The organism is Streptomyces curacoi, assembly GCF_001513975.1.
GTDB classification, from domain to species: domain Bacteria; phylum Actinomycetota; class Actinomycetes; order Streptomycetales; family Streptomycetaceae; genus Streptomyces; species Streptomyces curacoi.
The window spans coordinates 387,501-404,972 of sequence record NZ_KQ947988.1 but is presented as its reverse complement, the minus strand read 5'-3'; the positions used below and the strand labels follow the sequence as shown (position 1 = coordinate 404,972).

Below are 17,472 nucleotides of genomic sequence, written 5' to 3'. Positions count from 1 at the left end.
GCGTTGACAGGACGGGGAGCGGGGGGTCGGACGCAGGCGTCGGCGTAGTGGGCGGGGGGCGGGCGGGGTCGGACAGCCTGGCTGCATCCGCCTCGGTGGCGAAGCCGCCGGGACCGCTGCTGCTCGGTGTACGGCACCATGGGCCCGGGTCGGCGAGGGCGGTGCGGGCGGCGCTGGCCGCGGCCCGGCCGCGGGCCGTGCTGATCGAGGGGCCGCCCGAGGCCGATGCCCTGATCCCGCTCGCCGCCGACGAGGCCATGCGGCCGCCGGTCGCCCTCCTCGCCCACGCCGTGGACGAACCTGGCCGCTCGGCCTTCTGGCCGCTGGCCGAGTTCTCCCCGGAGTGGGTCGCGATCCGCTGGGCCGTGGAGCATCAGGTCCCGGCCCGCTTCATCGACCTGCCGGCCACCCACACGCTGGCGTGGGGCAAGGACGCGGAGTCGGCACCCGCCGACAAGCAGGCCGACGACGCCGCCGAAGTGCAGGCCCATGGGAACGGCGCCGGTGCCGACGTCCGGGTCGACCCCCTCGCCGTGCTCGCCGATGCCGCTGGTTATGACGACCCCGAGCGCTGGTGGGAGGACGTCGTCGAGCACCGGGGTGTGGGGGACGGCGACGCGTTCGCGCCGTTTCTCGGACTTGAGGAGGCCATGGGGGCGTTGCGGGAGGTGTACGGGACCGGGGGGCATGAGCGGGACCTCGTGCGGGAGGCGTATATGCGGCTCCAGGTCCGTGTCGCTCAGCGGGAGTTCGGGGACGAGGTGGCCGTGGTGTGCGGGGCGTGGCATGTGCCCGCGCTGCGGCAGAAGAGCACCGTGGCCGCCGACAAGGCGCTGTTGAAGGGGCTGCCCAAGGTCAAGGCGGACATGACCTGGGTGCCGTGGACGTATCGGCGGTTGGCCCGGGCCAGCGGGTACGGGGCGGGGATCGACTCGCCGGGGTGGTACGGGCACCTCTTCGGCGCGCCGGACCGGCCGGTCGAGCGGTGGATGACCAAGGTGGCCGGGCTGCTGCGGGACGAGGACCGGCTCGTGTCCTCGGCGCACGTCATCGAGGCGGTGCGGCTGGCGGAGACGCTCGCGGCGATGCGGGGGCGGCCGTTGCCGGGGCTGAGCGAGACGACGGACGCGGTGCGGGCGGTGATGTGCGAGGGCTCGGACGTGCCGCTGGCGCTGGTGCACGACCGGCTCGTGGTGGGGGACGTGCTCGGGGAGGTGCCGCGGTCGGCGCCGGCGGTGCCGTTGCAGCGGGACCTCGACCGCATCCAGCGTCGGCTGCGGCTCAAACCCGAGGCGCTGGAGCGGGAGTTGGAGCTCGACCTGCGCAAGGAGAACGACGCCGAGCGCAGCAGGCTGCTGCACCGGCTGCGGCTGCTCGGTGTGCGGTGGGGCGAGCCGGTCGTGTCGCGGGGGAGCACGGGGACGTTCCGGGAGACGTGGCGGCTGCGGTGGGAGCCCGAGCTGTCCGTGCGGGTCGCGGAGGCCGGGGTGTGGGGGACCACCGTGTTCGCCGCCGCGACCGCCAAGGCGGAGGCGGACGCCGTCGGCGCGCAGGGCCTCGCCGACGTCACCGCACTCGCCGAGCGCTGCCTGCTGGCCGAACTGCCGGACGCGCTGCCCGTGGTGATGCGGGTCCTCGCCGACCGGGCCGCCCTCGACGCCGACGTCGGCCATCTCGCCCAGGCCCTGCCCGCGCTGGTCCGCTCGCTGCGGTACGGCGATGTGCGCGGCACCGACACCGGAGCGCTCACGGAGGTCGCCGCGGGGCTCGCCGAGCGGATCTTCGTCGGCCTGCCCCCGGCCTGCGCCGCGCTGGACGCGGACGCGGCCGAAGAGATGCGGCGCCATGTGGACGCGGTGCATGGGGCGGTGGGGTTGCTGGGCGACGCGGTTGCCGCGGGGCGGGGCACGCAAGGTGAGGACGCTGCGTCGGGGCTGGCTGCCCAGGGCCCGGGCGGCTCGCCCGCCCTCGGCCACCGCGCCCTCCGCGACCGCTGGCGTGCGGTGCTTCGGGTGCTGTCCGTGCGGGACAGCGTGCCCGGCGTCGTCCGGGGGCGTGCCGTGCGGCTGCTGCTGGATGACGGGGAGTTGGCGCAGGACGAGGCGGCGCGGTTGATGGGGCTCGCGCTGTCGCCTGGGACGTCGCCGGGGGACGCGGCCGCCTGGATCGAGGGGTTCGTCGGTGGCGGTTCGGGTGGCGGGATGCTGCTCGTGCACGACGAGCGACTGCTCGGGTTGGTGGACGCGTGGCTGACGGGGGTGTCGGCGGAGGCGTTCACGGATGTGCTGCCGCTGCTGAGGCGCACCTTCTCGGCGTATGAGCCGGGGGTGCGGCGGACGTTGGGCGAGTTGGTCCGGCGGGGGCCCGGGGAGCGTGCGCGCACGCAGGTCGGCGGCTCCGGCATACCCGGCTTCGCCGCCGAGCTCGATGTCGAGCGGGCGGATGCCGTGTTGCCGGTGGTGCGGCTGTTGCTGGGGATCGAGCGGGCGGAAGAGGACGTCGAGGACGACCTGTCCGACAAGGGACTCGTGGGGGTTACGGGATGAGGAGTGACGGAGTGAGCGAGTCGGAGGAGCGGGGCGAAGCGGTGGGTGCCGGCAGGCAGCAGCCCGCGCTGCGGGCGCATGGGCGGCCGACGACGACCGTGCCGGTGATTCCGCTGTGGGAGCGGCCTCGCGAGGGAGCGTGCCGATGACGACCGAGTCGACGGACCCGGCGCGGGAGCGGCTGCGACGGTGGCGGATGGTGCTGGGCGGGGACAGCGCCGACGGCACCGGGTGCGCGCTCGCCGGGCGGGACGCCGCGATGGACGGGGCACTCGCGGCTCTCTACGGGAAGGGGGACAAGGCGCAGTCGGGGAAGGACCGTTCGGCGGGGCTCGGGGCGTCGGCGCCGTCCGTGGCGCGATGGCTCGGCGACATCCGGACGTACTTCCCGTCGTCCGTCGTACAGGTCATGCAGCGGGACGCCATCGACCGGCTCGGGCTGTCCACGCTGCTGCTGGAGCCGGAGATGCTGGAGGCGGTGGAGGCGGACGTGCACCTCGTCGGCACGCTGCTCTCGCTCAACAGGGCGATGCCGGAGACCACGAAGGAGACGGCACGGGCCGTCGTGCGCAAGGTCGTCGAGGACCTGGAGAAGCGGCTCGCCACCCGCACCCGGGCCACCCTCACCGGCGCCCTCGACCGCAGCGCGCGGGTCAGCCGGCCACGCCATCACGACATCGACTGGAACCGTACGATCGCGGCCAACCTCAAGCACTATCTCCCCCAGTACCGGACGGTCGTGCCGGAGCGGCTCATCGGGTACGGGCGGGCGTCGCAGTCCGTGAAGAAGGAAGTCGTGCTCTGCATCGACCAGTCGGGGTCGATGGCCGCGTCCGTGGTGTACGCGTCCGTGTTCGGGGCCGTGCTGGCGTCCATGCGGTCCATCAGCACACGGCTGGTCGTCTTCGACACATCCGTCGTCGACCTCACCGACCAGCTCGACGACCCGGTCGACGTTCTCTTCGGCACGCAGCTCGGCGGCGGTACGGACATCAACCGGGCGCTCGCGTACTGCCAGTCGCAGATCACCCGGCCCACGGAGACGGTGGTCGTGCTGATCAGCGACCTGTACGAGGGAGGCATACGGAACGAGATGCTCAAGCGGGTCGCCGCGATGAAGGCGTCGGGGGTGCAGTTCGTGGCGCTGCTGGCGCTGTCGGACGAGGGGGCGCCGGCGTACGACAGGGAACACGCGGCCGCGCTCGCCGCGTTGGGCGCACCGGCCTTCGCCTGCACGCCCGATCTGTTCCCGGAGGTGATGGCGGCGGCCATCGAGAAGCGGCCGATTCCGGTGCCGGACACGGTGTGACGTGCGTCCCGAACACAGGGCGCGGTGCGTCTCCGACACTGCGAGGAGGGATATGGGGAGGAAATACAGGTGATTTGTCGACCCGGTGACGACCGACTTCGGCCAGCAAAACGGACATGAGTACCCATCGGTAACGGGGGGCTTGCGCAACCTCCGCACTGCCGTGCGAGGATCGACGCCTCATCAGCGGTGCGCTGCGCTCCGCTCGTCCGTACCGCGTCGCGCCGACTCGTTGCTCGTCACGTGTACCTCGTTCCGCCGCACGGGAGGACCCACCTCGCCTTGACCTGGCCAGCCGCCTTGCCTGTTGCCGCTCTGCGCGTCCTGCGCACTGCGGCTGGGCGGCGTGCCCTGCAGCTGGTGCTGCTGGTGGGCGCTCTGTTCGCGATCGGGTTCCTCTGCGGGGAGCAGGCGCATGCGGCGGATGGGGTGTCGGTCGGCACTGCGTCCACGTCGTCCGCCGACCTCAGGGCAGCTCCCCGGACCTTGGCCCCCACGGACCACGCCCGCCTGGACGGCGACGGTGACGGCAACAGCGACGGCAACAGCGACGGTGACGGCCAAGCCCTGCGCCCTCTAACCGATCGCGTCGTCCAGACCGTCGGCATCCGTGCCGTGCAGCCGGTCGGGGACGTCGTGCAGACGGTGACCGAGGAGCTGACCGAGGCGCAGGCGAAGGTGCCGCCGCCGGCGTCACTGCCCTCCCTGCCGTCCGCCCCCGAGTCGCCGACCTGGCCGAGCCGGCCGGGACTGGAACTCCCCGGCCTTCCGGAAGCTCCCGGCCTCCCAGAAGCCCCCGGTCTCCCGCATGCCCCCGGCCTCCCGCATGCCCCCGTTCTCCCGGAAGCCCCCGGCTTCCCGGGCCTCCCCGCCCCCGGTGTGCCCGCGGTGCCCCCGGTGCCCGGGCATACGTTGCCCGCGCCCGTCACCGGGACGCCGCAGCCGGAGTCCCCGGCGCCCGCGTCGGCTGACCGGCGCGACGACGAGGAGCGCGTCCGCGAGGAGGCAACCGGCGTCCACGGGCCCCGGTTCGGCGTGGACGCCGCAGTGTTCCGTGCCTCGGCGTCCGCCGACCCGCACCGCACCGCCCCCTCCGGCTACGCCCCCGCGCACCAGGCGCAGGCCGAGCACCCGGGCGGGGTGCTGGGCAACCGTTCGGCGGGCGACAGCGGTTCGTCGCGGCACGGTGACGCGCACGCCGTCGCGCTGCACCAGCGGGCCCCGCTGCGGCTGATCGCCGGTGTCGTCGTCCGCGTCGACGCGGACGGGATCCAGGACAGGCACCGGGACATTCCGGTTTCCCCCGCTTAGGCCAGTAGGCCGGCCCTCCCCGCCGTAGACCTGCCGCGCGGGGGCGGAAACAGGTCTGCCCGCCCGTCCGGACACCCCCCAGCTCCCGGATGTCCCCCGGACATCCCCCGGACGGAAGCCGCCGGAGCCGTACCCGGTCCCGCTGGTCCCCGACTCCCCGGACCGCGACCGGAACGGCGCCGGAATGTCCCCAACCGTCCGAAGTCCCGGAGCCATTCGCATCCGCCGATCCTCCGGGGGCCTTCGGAGCCCCAAGATCTAGGGATCCGACGCACGTATGAACAAGAACATCCGCCGTTCGATCGTCATAGCCGCCGGTGTGACCGGCGCCTGGGCGCTCGGTTCGACCGCCGCCAGCGCGGACGAGCTGCCCGCCTCCACCCTCTCCGTACCGGACACGACCACCGACGCGGCCGACGCGAGCGCCACGGCCGACAGCGCCGACGGCTCCGGTCTGCTCGGCGTGGTCACCGACACCGTCAACGGTGTCGTCTCCGATGTGACGGGCACCGTCTCCGGCGTCACCGAAGGGGCCACCGGCACGGTCGACGACACGGCCGGCACGGTCAGGACCGCGCCCACGAGCCCCGCCGACCAGGCCCGCCGTTACGTCGACGCCAAGGTCACGATCCCGTCCGCCGCCAAGTACGCCAAGGCCACCAAGGCGACGGGCGCCACCCAGGGCATCCAGGGCGCCAAGGCCGCCCGCGCCGACCAGACGGCGGTCAAGGCAGCCGCGCGGGCCGAGGCCCAGGTCGCCGCGGGCGTCACCGACCTCAGGGACACGCCGCAGGACGCCCCGAAGCTCCCCGACGCCATCGACTACCTCTTCGGCCCGCTCGCCGCGTTCGCCCCCGAGCTGGAGCAGGCGCTCGCCGCCGCCCAGACCAAGCTGCAGGGCACCCAGGCGGCGGCCCGTGCGCAGGCGCAGGGCGTCGAGGGCGTCGTACGGACGAAGGCGCAGTACGCCGTCGCCGGCGCGGGCCGCACCGGAACGGCCGCGCAGGACGTCGCCCAGGCCGCCGTAGCCACCGCCAAGGGCAAGGCCACCACCACGGCGGCGACCGCGCAGTCCGCCGCCACCGGCAAGGCGACCGCCGCCAAGACGGCCGCCGAGGCCTCCGTCTCCGCCGTCCCGAGCCACGTCACCGGCACGGCCGGCGGTGTGAAGCAGCGGGTCGTCGGCACGGTCAGCACCGTCCCCGGCACCGTCACCCCGGTCGTCGAGCAGACCGCCGACGCGGCCGTCCCGCCGATCGTCACCGAGGCCGTGCACGGCGTGCAGCCGGTCGCCGGGCGCGCCGTCCAGGGCGTCGTCCCGGCCGCCCAGCACGCCGTGGCGGGTGTCGCTCCCGCCGCCACCCACGCCGTGGCCGGGGTGACCCCGGTCGCCGGGCACGCGGTGGACGGCGTCCGGCCGGTGGCCGCCGGCGCGGTGGCCGGTGTGCAGCCGGTCGTCGGCCAGGCGGTGGACGGCGTCGTCCCGGTCGCCCAGGGTGCTGTCGCCGGGGTCGCCCGGACCGCCGGGCACACGGTCGACGCCGCGACCGCGCTGGCCTACGGCGTCGTCGCCGACGTCCAGCCCGTGGCCGGCCAGGCCGTCGCGGGTGTGCAGCCGGTCGCCGCCGGTGCCGTCCAGGGGGTCCAGCCGGTCGTCGGCGGGGTCGTGCAGGGCGTGCAGCCGGTGGCCCACGGCGCGGTCGGCGACGTACAGCACTTCGCCCACGGCACCCTGGCCGACGTCCAGCCCGTCGCCGCCGGTGCCGTCGCCGACGTCCAGCCGGTCGTGCAGGGGGTCGCCGCGGACGTACCCCCGTACGCCACCGGTCTGGCCGGCCAGGTCGCCGCGGGCGGCAGCGGTGCCGTCCTGCCGCCCGTCGCCGGCACCGCCGTGCACGGCGTCGCGCCGGTCGCCGAGCAGGCCGTCTGGGACGCGAGTGCGCTGGCGTACGGCGTGACCGGTGACGTGCAGCCCTTCGCGGGCGGTGTCGTCGGCCAGGTCGACCCCTTCGCGCACGGCGTGGCCGGGCAGGCCGTGCCCTTCGCCGAAGGCGTCACCGAGCACGTGCAGCCGTTCGCGTACGGCGTCACCGGCGCCGTCCAGCCCGTCGTCGACACGGTCATGGACACCGTCCAGCCGGTCGCGCAGGGCGTCGGCGGCAGCGCCACGACGTTCGCGTACGGCGTGACCGGCGACGTGCAGCCCTTCGCGGGCGGTGTCGTCGGCGAGGTCGACCCGTTCGCCCACGGCGTCGCGGGCCAGGTCGCACCCTTCGCCGGGGATGTGACCGGGACGGTCCACGGCTCGGCGGGCCCGCTCGCCGGCCACGCCGTCGCGGGCGGGCACGGCGTGGCCCACTCGGTCACCCCGGGCTACGCGCAGGACGCCCAGGCCGTCCAGGCCGCCCACGACCTGCACCACGGCGGCGCCTACGAGACGTACGACGCGTACGGCACGTACGGCATCTGACCGCCGACTCGACTCCGTGGGGGCAGCCGGACCCGGACGGCCGAAAGCCGTCGGCCGGTCCGGGCGGACCCCCGCGGAAGGGACGGGTGCTCCCCATTGGGGTGGGGAGCACCCGTCCCAAGCCCACCGGGGCGGCCCATTCGTGCCTCTTCGGGCTGTTCAAGGGACCTCACCGGGTCAACCCCAACCCGGTGAGGTCCTTTCTCATGCCCCTCGTGACCTCTCATGGCCTCTCATGGCCTCTCATGACCGCCACCAACGGCCTCACAGTCGGCACGCCGTGCCAGTGATCTCGGCTGATCGCGGCATCATGTGACAGGTATCACCGCTCACGTGTGAGATGCGATTTAGAGAGGTCCGCCCCGCGGCGATAACCTGCGAGACGGACATGCCGCGCGCTCGGACACCGTGTGCGCCTCCCTTGTGACACATGCGGACCGTCACGTTGCCCTTCGCGGCACGCCCACGCATCCAACGAACCGCGAGATCACTGATAGGGACGGAAGCGCGTGGACCTGTTCGAGTACCAGGCGAGGGACCTCTTCGCCAAGCACGATGTACCGGTGCTGGCCGGTGAAGTCATCGACACGCCTGAGGCGGCCCGCGCAGCCACTGAGCGCCTCGGTGGCAAGTCCGTCGTCAAGGCACAGGTGAAGGTCGGCGGCCGCGGCAAGGCCGGTGGCGTCAAGCTGGCCGCGACCCCGGACGAGGCCGTCGCCCGGGCGACCGACATCCTCGGCATGGACATCAAGGGCCACACGGTCCACAAGGTCATGATCGCCGAGACGGCCCCGGAGATCCTGGAGGAGTACTACGTCTCCTTCCTCCTCGACCGTGCCAACCGCACCTTCCTCTCCATCGCCTCCGTCGAGGGCGGCATGGAGATCGAGGAGGTGGCGGCCACCCGTCCGGAGGCCGTCGCCAAGATCGCGATCGACGCCATCGACGGCGTGGACGAGGCCAAGGCCCGCGAGATCGTCGAGGCCGCCAAGTTCCCGGCCGAGGTCGCGGACAAGGTCGCGAACGTCCTGATCAAGCTGTGGGACACCTTCATCAAGTCGGACGCCCTCCTCGTCGAGGTCAACCCGCTCGCGAAGGTCGCCTCCGGTGACGTCATCGCCCTCGACGGCAAGGTGTCCCTCGACGACAACGCCGAGTTCCGTCACCCCGAGTACGAGGAGCTCCACGACAAGGCCGCGGCCAACCCGCTCGAGGCCGCCGCCAAGGAGAAGAACCTCAACTACGTCAAGCTCGACGGCGAGGTCGGCATCATCGGCAACGGCGCGGGTCTCGTCATGAGCACCCTGGACGTCGTCGCGTACGCCGGTGAGAAGCACGGCAACGTCAAGCCGGCCAACTTCCTGGACATCGGCGGTGGCGCCTCCGCCCAGGTCATGGCCAACGGTCTGGAGATCATCCTCGGCGACCCGGACGTCAAGTCCGTGTTCGTCAACGTCTTCGGTGGCATCACCGCCTGTGACGAGGTCGCCAACGGCATCGTCCAGGCCCTGAAGCTCCTTGAGGACCGCGGCGAGGAGGTCACCAAGCCGCTCGTCGTCCGCCTCGACGGCAACAACGCCGAGCTCGGCCGGCAGATCCTCACCGACGCCAACCACCCGCTGGTCCAGCGCGTCGACACCATGGACGGCGCGGCCGACAAGGCCGCCGAGCTGGCCCACGCCGCCAAGTAAGCACTCAGGACGAGGACACCAACACACCATGGCTATCTGGCTCAACAAGGACAGCAAGGTCATCGTCCAGGGCATGACCGGCGCCACGGGCATGAAGCACACCAAGCTCATGCTCGGTGACGGCACGAACGTCGTGGGCGGCGTGAACCCGCGCAAGGCGGGTCAGACCGTGGACTTCGACGGCACCGAGGTACCCGTCTTCGGGACCGTCAAGGAGGCCATCGAGAAGACCGGCGCCAACGTCTCCGTCATCTTCGTGCCGGAGAAGTTCACCAAGGACGCGGTCGTCGAGGCCATCGACGCCGAGATCCCGCTGGCCGTCGTGATCACCGAGGGCATCGCCGTGCACGACTCGGCGTCGTTCTGGGCGTACGCCGGCAAGAAGGGCAACAAGACCCGCATCATCGGCCCGAACTGCCCCGGCATCATCACCCCGGGTCAGTCCAACGTCGGCATCATCCCGGGCGACATCACCAAGCCGGGCCGTATCGGCCTGGTGTCGAAGTCCGGCACGCTGACGTACCAGATGATGTACGAGCTGCGTGACATCGGCTTCTCGACCGCCGTCGGCATCGGTGGCGACCCGATCATCGGCACCACGCACATCGACGCGCTCGCCGCGTTCGAGGCCGACCCCGAGACCGACCTGATCGTCATGATCGGCGAGATCGGTGGCGACGCCGAGGAGCGGGCCGCGGACTTCATCGCGAAGAACGTGACCAAGCCGGTCGTCGGCTACGTCGCGGGCTTCACCGCGCCCGAGGGCAAGACCATGGGCCACGCCGGCGCCATCGTCTCCGGTTCGTCCGGCACCGCCCAGGCGAAGAAGGAGGCCCTTGAGGCCGCGGGCGTCAAGGTCGGCAAGACGCCCACCGAGACGGCGAAGCTGGCCCGGGAGATTCTGGGCGGCTGAGCGGTTCTACTGCTCTCCGGCTGACGTTGGTGGGCCCGTTCCCTGCGTGGGGGCGGGCCCTCCGCGTTTTCGCCCGCCCCGCGCTACCCCGGCTGCGGCGCGAGTCTTTGCGGTCCGTTGTGTGCCTCCGACCGCAACTTCGCCCGTAGCTTCACCTCCGCCTCCGACAACGGCCCCGGCGCCACCCTTGGAGGCACGCCCAGCACCGTCGCGCCCGGCGGGACCGGTGGCTCGTACCGGGTCGGTGCCGTCCGCAGGGTCAGGGCCGTCGTGCCGATGAGCGCCACCGTGAACGCGATCGCCGCCCGCGTCCAGAAGCGGGCCCGGCGTTCGCTGCCGTCACGCACGTCCGTCGGCCTGGCCGCGCGCAGGCGCTCCGTGGAGGCCAGTTCGGCCAGGCGGTCGTGGAGCTCGGCTGGGTCGGACAGGGCGGGGAGGTGGGCGGCGACCGCGGCGCGGGCGTGGAGGAGACGGTTCGCGGTCGCGGGTGTGCTCGCCTCCGTCTCCGCCGCCGTCTCCGGCAGGCCGAGGCCCACACCGTCGAAGAGGAGCAGCGCGCGGCGCTGGGGCGGCGGGAGGGTCAGGAGTACGGCCATCAGGGCGCGGTCGGACGCGTCGGAGGGCGGGGGTTCGGGATGCCGGTAGCGGGGGCGGAACCGGTGCCAGGGGGAGAGGGCGCAGTCGTACGCCGCCGCCCGTACCCAGCTTGCCGGGTCCCGGTCCCGGGCCACCTCGGGCCAACGCTGCCAGGCGAGTTGAAAGGCCCGCTCGACCGATTCCCGTGCGAGCTCGCGGCGCCCGGTGAGCAGATATGTCTGCCGTACGAGGGCGGGGGCGCAGAAGGCGTAGAGCGCGTCGAAGGCCTGGGCGGGGGTGAGGGGGCGTTCGGGCGGGGGTTCGTGGCTGGGTTCCGGGTCTTCACTGCCGGGGCCGGCCGCATGTACGGCGTCGTCGGCCACTCGCTGATGTCCCGTCACCGCGGGCTCGGCCGAGGGCTCCTGAAGCACCGTCTTCTCCGCCTTCTCCGCGAGGGAATCCAGCAGTCGCACGTACGCCTCTCGCCGCCGGCCCCGCGGTGTCGTACGGCCGGACTCCCACGCACATACCGTCTCGCGGGTGACGCCCACCCGTGCCGCGACCTGAGCCTGTGTCAGTGCACCGGCCTCGCGCAGGCGTCGGCGTTCTTCGGGCGGGGGGAGCGGGATGGCGTGGCTCTGCGTCACCGTGCACCCCTCCGTGCGAAAAAGTACATAAACGTATATTGAACGACACATCCGAAGTTCGCCTATTACGACAGAAAAGCGCGTGTCGTTGGCAGCATGGCGGCGTGATCGAGATGACCGCTCGTCGAACGCCCCCGTCGGTCCTGCTCAGACGCATGCGCCACCGGACGCCCGGACTGGCTCCCAGCCTGCTCCGGGGCGCGGTGGCGGCCGGACTGGGGCTGGGTGTGCTCACGGTGCTGGTGATGGTGCTGTGGATCAGTTCGCCGTATCCGGACAGCGGGCCGGGAGGCGCCCTGCATGTCGCCGCCGTGCTGTGGCTGCTGGCGCACGGCGTCGAACTGGTCCGTAGCGACACGCTCTCGGGGGTCCCGGCGCCGGTCGGTGTCACGCCGCTGCTGCTGTTCGTGCTGCCGGTGTGGCTGGTGCACCGGGCGGCGCGGGACGCCGCGGCGGACGGGGGTGACGGGACGCCGCTGGTACCGGGGCGTACCGCGTGGGCCGGAGTCGTGCTCGGGTACGTCGGGGTCGGGGTGGTGGCCGCGGTGTACGCGGCGCGGGGTGATCTGCGGCCGGCGTGGGGGTGGGTCGCGGTGTGTGTGCCGTTGGTGGCGATGGGGGCGGCGGGGGTGGGGGTGTGGACGGCGTGCGGACGGCCGCCCGAGGTGGTGGAGCGGGTGCTGGTCGCCTTGCCGAGATGGGTGCGGCGGCTGGTGCCCGGGGTGCGGGCGCGGGCCCGTTTCGGTGCCGCGGCGCGGGCGGCCGGGGCCGGGGGGGCGGTGCTCGTCGGGGGTGGCGCCCTGCTTGTGGGCGGGTCGTTGGTGTGGCACGGCGGGGCGGCCCGGGAGTCCTTTGTGCAGCTGACGGAGGGGTGGTCGGGGCGGTTCGCGGTGCTGCTGCTGTGCATGGCGCTCGTGCCCAACGCGGCGGTGTGGGCGGCGGCGTATGCCCTGGGGCCGGGGTTCGTGCTCGGGGCGGGGCATGTGGTGGGTCCGCTGTCCGCGGCGCCCGCTCCGTTGTTGCCGCCGTTTCCGTTGCTGGAGGCGGTGCCGGATGCGGGGGTGGTGCAGCCGCTTCACTGGGGGGTCGGGGTGGTGCCCTTGGCGGCGGGCGCGGTGATGGGGTGGCTGGTGGCGGGGGCCGCTGTGTGTGGGTGGGGGGCGGAGGAGCGGCTGGAGGGTGGGCCGGCTTCTGGGGTGATTCGGGCGCAGGGCGGGCGGGCGGCCGAGGCGGTTCGGTCGCGGACCGGGCCGGCGACTGAGGTGGGGCGCGCGCGGGGCGGGCCGGCGGCTGCCGGCGAAGTCTGGTCGTACGGGCGGACCGCCGCGGTTGCCGTGCTGGCCGCCGTGTTGTGCGCGGCCGGGGTCGCTGGGCTGGCCGCGCTGTCGGGTGGGCCGCTGGGGGTCGGGGTGCTCGCGCGGTTCGGGCCCGTGTGGTGGCAGGCGGGGGTGGCGACGCTGGGGTGGGTGACGGTGGTGGGGGTTCCGGTGGCGGTGCTGGGGCGGGGGTGGCGGTGCCGGAAGGGGGCGGCGGGGGGCACGGAGGACGTGGCGGAGTCGGTGGGCCGGTTGGGGGCACGGCTGCCGGTGGTCGGCGGGCGGTTGTCGCGGGGGGCGGACGCCGGGGAGGGGGAGGGGGTGCCGACGACGGACTCGAAGGCGGGGCACTCCGTTTATGACCATGAGGTGGCGTACACGGCGCTGGAGCAGGAGCAGGCCGGTGGCGTGGGGGAGGGCCGGGGGGTCGGGGGTGGGTCGTGCGAGCAGGGTGGGGCGGACGAAGGCGAGGCTCGCGAGCAGTGGGGTGGCGGTGGGGCTTGTGAACAGGGGGGTGGCGAGGAGGTTCGCGAGCAGGAACTGCCGTATGTGGCGTACGACCATGACACGACCTTCGAGCCGTACGACTTTCCGCAGGCTGAGCCGGTGCCTGGGCCGCCGCCGGGGCCGGCGCCCTCGGAATCGGTGGATGCGGATCCGTCGGTTCCAGGGGACCCTTCGGATCCGCCCGGCGTCCGTGAGGGCACCGCGTCCCAGTGAACGCCGGATGCCCGGGGTGGGGTGCCGACGGATGTTTGCGCCCCCGCCGCCCCTACCCGTCCCATCCTCCAGGGGCTCCGCCCCTTCAACCCCGGTCCCTGGGGGCCTGCAGCCCCCAGACCCCCGCTTCGGCCCTGAACGGGCCTCGTCCTCAAACGCCGGACGGGCTGAGATTGCCTGGCCCAGCGTCGGGAAGTGACCGCTATTGGTGTGCGGGTCCCCTCCGGGTGGGTGGGGGCTAGGGACGGTGTGGTCTTGTCCTCGGACGCCGGGCGGGCTGAAATGCGTGGTCGGCGCCAGGAAGTGACCGCCATTGGTGTGCGGGTCCCCTCCGGGTGGGTGGGGGCTAGGGACGGCGTGGTCTTGTCCTCGGACGCCGGGCGGGCTGGATGATGCCGACTGGCGTTGGGAAGTGACCGCCATGGGTGTGCGGGCCCCCTCCGGGTGGGTGGGGGCTAGGGACGGCGTGGTCTCGTCCTCGGATGTCGGGCGGGCTGGATTATGCCGACCGGCGTGGACAGGTGCGGTGTGGTCTTGTCCTCGGATGTCGGGCGGGCTGAAGGTGCCGGCCGGCGCTGAGAAATGATCGCCGTCGAAGGTTGCGGCGCTCAGTCCTCGGTGCCCAGTACTCCCCGTAGCTCCTCCGGCAGGAGCTGGTCGCAGGACTGCTTCGCCTCGTTCGTCAGGGCGTCGTTCGTGCAGGTGTAGTAGTCGCTGTAGACCAGCTGCGCCGCGAACCCGGCGGCGACCACCGCGATGGCGAGGGAGGCCGTGACCAGGCCGCTCACCGCTGCCGTGGTCTGGGGGCGGCCGGTGGTCTGGGGGGCCGGGGTGTTCGGGTCGGGGGTGCGGGGCTTGGTGCGGAGGCTGCTGATGCCCCAGTAGAGGGCCAGCGCGCCCAGGAGCAGAGCCACGTACGGCCAGCTGAACAGGGCGAAGAAGAAGGCCCACATGCCGGAGAGCAGGGCGTAGCGCGCGCGGCGCTGGGCGGGGTCGGTCGGGTCCCAGCGCAGGCCCGTGCCGGGGCCGCCGCCCGCGGGGCCGTCCGGGCCGCCGCGGGGGCGTTCGCCGAAGCCGCCGGAGGAGCGGCCCGGCTGGCGGTCGCTCCACTGGCTGCCCCACGGCGAGCGGCCGCTGCCCTCGTCGGACCCCTGCGAGCCGTCCCCGCCCGACGGGCGCCGCGGCTGCCACGGGCGGTCCGGCGTGCCCTCCGGCGGCGGAGCGAACGGGTTGTCCTCGGGTGCCTGGCCGCCACGGCCCCGCTCGTCGCCGTTCTGACCGCCCGAGGGGGCGTCAGGCGGTGAGGCGGGGCGCTCCCGCAGCAGCATGCCGCTGTGCTCCCCTCCCTGCACCGACTGCGGGGGGAGCGTGAGGAGTCGCAGGCTGCGGTCCGGCATCAAGTGAGCGTCTTCCCCTTGTGGATACGGCTGGATAACGACAGTCGGGTCCGGCTGTCTCGCGTCGAGCCGGTACTTCGTGAACGCACCGCACAGCGACCGCGTTCCCGAGCCCGCTCCCCGCAGACGCTACCTTCCGGCCATGCCCCCGTCCCATGGGGGCTGCCCGGTGTGCCGGTATCGTTGCTGACGGTCGGCTGCTTCGTAGACTTCCCCGTATCCCGGGGCGCGATGCATTCGTATGAACGTACAGGCCGTAAACCTGCACGCCGCCGGCCGCACGAAGAACGCACCCCCGAGAAAGGGCCCCCGCCGTGGCCGCCAAGCCCGTGGCCAAGTCGGCCAAGCGCCTCGTCGTGCTGGTCTCCGGATCCGGCACCAATCTGCAGGCGCTGCTCGACGAGATCGCCGCCGTCGGCTCCGAGACGTACGGCGCCGAGATCGTGGCCGTCGGCGCCGACCGCGAGAACATCGAGGGGCTCGCGCGGGCCGAGCGCGCCGGGCTGCCGACCTTCGTGCGGAAGGTCAAGGACTACGGCAGCCGGGAGGAGTGGGACGCGGCCCTCGCCGAGGCCGTCGCCGCGTACGAGCCCGACCTCGTCGTCTCCGCCGGGTTCATGAAGATCGTGGGCAAGGAGTTCCTGGCCCGGTTCGGCGGCCGGTTCGTGAACACCCACCCGGCCCTGCTCCCCAGTTTTCCCGGCGCCCACGGCGTCCGTGACGCCCTCGCGTACGGCGCCAAGGTCACCGGCTGCACCGTCCACTTCGTCGACGACGGCGTCGACACCGGGCCGATCATCGCGCAGGGCGTGGTGGAGGTCCGGGACGAGGACGACGAGAGCGCTCTGCACGAGCGCATCAAGGAAGTCGAGCGAAGGCTGCTCGTCGATGTCGTGGGGCGGCTCGCCCGCAACGGCTATCGCATTGAGGGACGAAAGGTAGTTATCCAGTGACCGCCGACAGCACCACTGTCACGGCCGAGAGCGGCAAGCGGGGCATCCGTCGCGCGCTCGTCAGCGTCTACGACAAGACCGGACTCGAGGAGCTTGCGCGCGGGCTGCACGAGGCGGGTGTGGAGCTCGTCTCCACCGGGTCCACCGCCGGGCGCATCGCCGCCGCGGGCGTGCCCGTCACCAAGGTCGAGGAGCTCACCGGCTTCCCGGAGTGCCTGGACGGCCGCGTCAAGACGCTGCACCCGCGCGTGCACGCCGGCATCCTCGCCGACCTGCGCCTGGAGGACCACCAGCGGCAGCTGGCCGAGCTGGGCGTCGAGCCGTTCGACCTGGTCGTCGTCAACCTCTACCCGTTCCGGGAGACCGTCGCCTCCGGGGCCACCCCCGACGAGTGCGTCGAGCAGATCGACATCGGCGGTCCGTCGATGGTGCGCGCCGCGGCCAAGAACCACCCGTCCGTGGCGGTCGTGACCAGCCCGGCCCGGTACGCCGATGTGCTGGCGGCCGTGCAGAGCGGCGGCTTCGACCTCACCACCCGCAAGCGCCTCGCGGCCGAGGCCTTCCAGCACACGGCGGCGTACGACGTGGCCGTCGCGAGCTGGTTCGCCTCCTCCTACGCCCCCGTCGACGACTCTCGGTTCCCCGACTTCCTCGGGGCGACCTGGGAGCGCGAGAACACCCTCCGGTACGGCGAGAACCCGCACCAGCCCGCCGCCCTGTACGTCGACACCGCATCCATCAGCGGCTCCGCCGCGGGCGGCGGCGGCCTGGCCAAGGCCGAGCAGCTGCACGGCAAGGAGATGTCGTACAACAACTACACGGACACGGACGCCGCCCGCCGTGCCGCGTACGACCACGCCGAGCCCTGCGTCGCGATCATCAAGCACGCCAACCCCTGCGGCATCGCGATCGGCGCGGACGTCGCCGAGGCGCACCGCAAGGCGCACGCCTGTGACCCGCTGTCGGCGTTCGGCGGTGTGATCGCCGTCAACCGGCCGGTGTCGAAGGAGATGGCCGAGCAGGTCGCCGAGATCTTCACCGAGGTCATCGTCGCGCCCGACTACGAGGACGGCGCGCTGGAGGCCCTCACCAAGAAGAAGAACATCCGGGTGCTGCGCTGCCCCGAGGGCCCCGCCAACCCCGTCGAGGTCAAGCCCGTCGACGGCGGCGTCCTCCTCCAGGTAACCGACCGCCTCCAGGCCGACGGCGACGACCCGGCCAACTGGACGCTGACGACGGGCGAGGCGCTGAGCGAGGCCGAGCTGGCCGAACTCGCCTTCGCCTGGAAGGCCTGCCGGGCCGTCAAGTCCAACGCCATCCTCCTCGCCAAGGACGGCGCCTCGGTCGGCGTCGGCATGGGCCAGGTCAACCGCGTCGACTCCTGCAAGCTGGCGGTCGAGCGGGCCGGAGCCGAGCGGGCCCGGGGCTCGTACGTCGCCTCGGACGCCTTCTTCCCGTTCCCGGACAACATCGACGTCCTGAGCGAGGCCGGGGTCAAGGCCATCGTCCAGCCCGGCGGTTCGGTCCGCGACGAGCTGGTGGTCGAGGCCGCGAAGAAGGCGGGCATCACGATGTACTTCACGGGGACGCGGCACTTCTTCCACTAGGTAGTGGGGGAGACAC

At 73.0% G+C, this 17,472-nt stretch carries 12 protein-coding genes; 10 read left to right on the top strand and 2 right to left on the bottom strand.

The features are described 5' to 3' along the window. The first annotated feature begins 95 nt into the window (after positions 1-95). The 7 genes from AQI70_RS18530 (at position 96) to sucD (ending at position 10,240) form a co-directional block, all read left to right on the top strand. Positions 96-2,546 (top strand): DUF5682 family protein, encoded by a 2,451-nt coding sequence (locus tag AQI70_RS18530; RefSeq protein ID WP_062151083.1) that lies wholly within the window; start codon positions 96-98, stop codon positions 2,544-2,546. An 11-nt stretch (positions 2,547-2,557) separates the two neighbouring features. Beyond that, positions 2,558-2,695, top strand: a complete 138-nt coding sequence (locus AQI70_RS39220; RefSeq protein ID WP_159042684.1) for a hypothetical protein — start codon at positions 2,558-2,560, stop codon at positions 2,693-2,695. Beyond that, a complete protein-coding gene (locus AQI70_RS18525; protein WP_062151080.1) occupies positions 2,692-3,855 on the top strand; it encodes a VWA domain-containing protein in 1,164 nt (387 codons plus the stop codon). Before AQI70_RS39220 ends, AQI70_RS18525 begins: the two co-directional genes overlap by 4 nt. A gap of 282 nt (positions 3,856-4,137) precedes the next feature. Next, positions 4,138-5,166, top strand: a complete 1,029-nt coding sequence (locus tag AQI70_RS18520; RefSeq protein WP_159042683.1) for a hypothetical protein — start codon at positions 4,138-4,140, stop codon at positions 5,164-5,166. Between the two features lie 277 nt (positions 5,167-5,443). Continuing rightward, positions 5,444-7,636, top strand: coding sequence for a hypothetical protein (locus AQI70_RS40200; protein WP_244181743.1), 2,193 nt, complete (start codon positions 5,444-5,446; stop codon positions 7,634-7,636). A 509-nt stretch (positions 7,637-8,145) separates the two neighbouring features. Then, positions 8,146-9,327 carry an ADP-forming succinate--CoA ligase subunit beta gene (gene sucC / locus AQI70_RS18510; RefSeq protein WP_062151074.1) on the top strand — a complete coding sequence of 394 codons (1,182 nt, stop codon included), beginning with the start codon at positions 8,146-8,148 and terminating at the stop codon, positions 9,325-9,327. 28 nt (positions 9,328-9,355) lie between these two features. Continuing rightward, positions 9,356-10,240 carry a succinate--CoA ligase subunit alpha gene (gene sucD, locus AQI70_RS18505; RefSeq protein ID WP_062151071.1) on the top strand — a complete coding sequence of 295 codons (885 nt, stop codon included), beginning with the start codon at positions 9,356-9,358 and terminating at the stop codon, positions 10,238-10,240. A gap of 83 nt (positions 10,241-10,323) precedes the next feature. On the opposite strand, the gene AQI70_RS18500 is transcribed toward sucD, so the two are convergent. Further along, entirely contained in the window at positions 10,324-11,463 is a 1,140-nt protein-coding gene (locus AQI70_RS18500) for a sigma factor-like helix-turn-helix DNA-binding protein (protein WP_062151068.1), read from the bottom strand. Between the two features lie 113 nt (positions 11,464-11,576). On the opposite strand from AQI70_RS18500, the gene AQI70_RS18495 reads away from it, so the two are divergent. After that, positions 11,577-13,499, top strand: a complete 1,923-nt coding sequence (locus AQI70_RS18495) for a cell division protein PerM (protein WP_244181739.1) — start codon at positions 11,577-11,579, stop codon at positions 13,497-13,499. Positions 13,500-14,107: 608 nt separating this feature from the next. Here the strand turns inward: AQI70_RS18495 and AQI70_RS18490 are convergent. Then, entirely contained in the window at positions 14,108-14,896 is a 789-nt protein-coding gene (locus AQI70_RS18490) for a hypothetical protein (protein ID WP_062151061.1), read from the bottom strand. Between the two features lie 314 nt (positions 14,897-15,210). Between AQI70_RS18490 and purN the strand changes: the two genes are divergently transcribed. Together purN and purH are read left to right on the top strand one after the other, a co-directional pair. Then, a complete protein-coding gene (gene purN / locus AQI70_RS18485) occupies positions 15,211-15,849 on the top strand; it encodes a phosphoribosylglycinamide formyltransferase (protein WP_062151058.1) in 639 nt (212 codons plus the stop codon). After that, a complete protein-coding gene (purH, locus tag AQI70_RS18480) occupies positions 15,846-17,456 on the top strand; it encodes a bifunctional phosphoribosylaminoimidazolecarboxamide formyltransferase/IMP cyclohydrolase (protein WP_062151055.1) in 1,611 nt (536 codons plus the stop codon). Before purN ends, purH begins: the two co-directional genes overlap by 4 nt. The last annotated feature ends 16 nt before the right edge of the window (positions 17,457-17,472 follow it).

What these genes read in the sequence shown, in the direction of transcription:
- AQI70_RS18525 (WP_062151080.1), top strand. Translation starts at nt 2,692, where the DNA reads ATGACGACCGAGTCGACGGACCCGGCGCGGGAGCGGCTGCGACGGTGG.
- AQI70_RS40200 (WP_244181743.1), top strand. Translation starts at nt 5,444, where the DNA reads ATGAACAAGAACATCCGCCGTTCGATCGTCATAGCCGCCGGTGTGACC.
- AQI70_RS18495 (WP_244181739.1), top strand. Translation starts at nt 11,577, where the DNA reads ATGACCGCTCGTCGAACGCCCCCGTCGGTCCTGCTCAGACGCATGCGC.
- sucD (WP_062151071.1), top strand. Translation starts at nt 9,356, where the DNA reads ATGGCTATCTGGCTCAACAAGGACAGCAAGGTCATCGTCCAGGGCATG.
- AQI70_RS18490 (WP_062151061.1), bottom strand. Translation starts at nt 14,896, where the DNA reads ATGCCGGACCGCAGCCTGCGACTCCTCACGCTCCCCCCGCAGTCGGTG.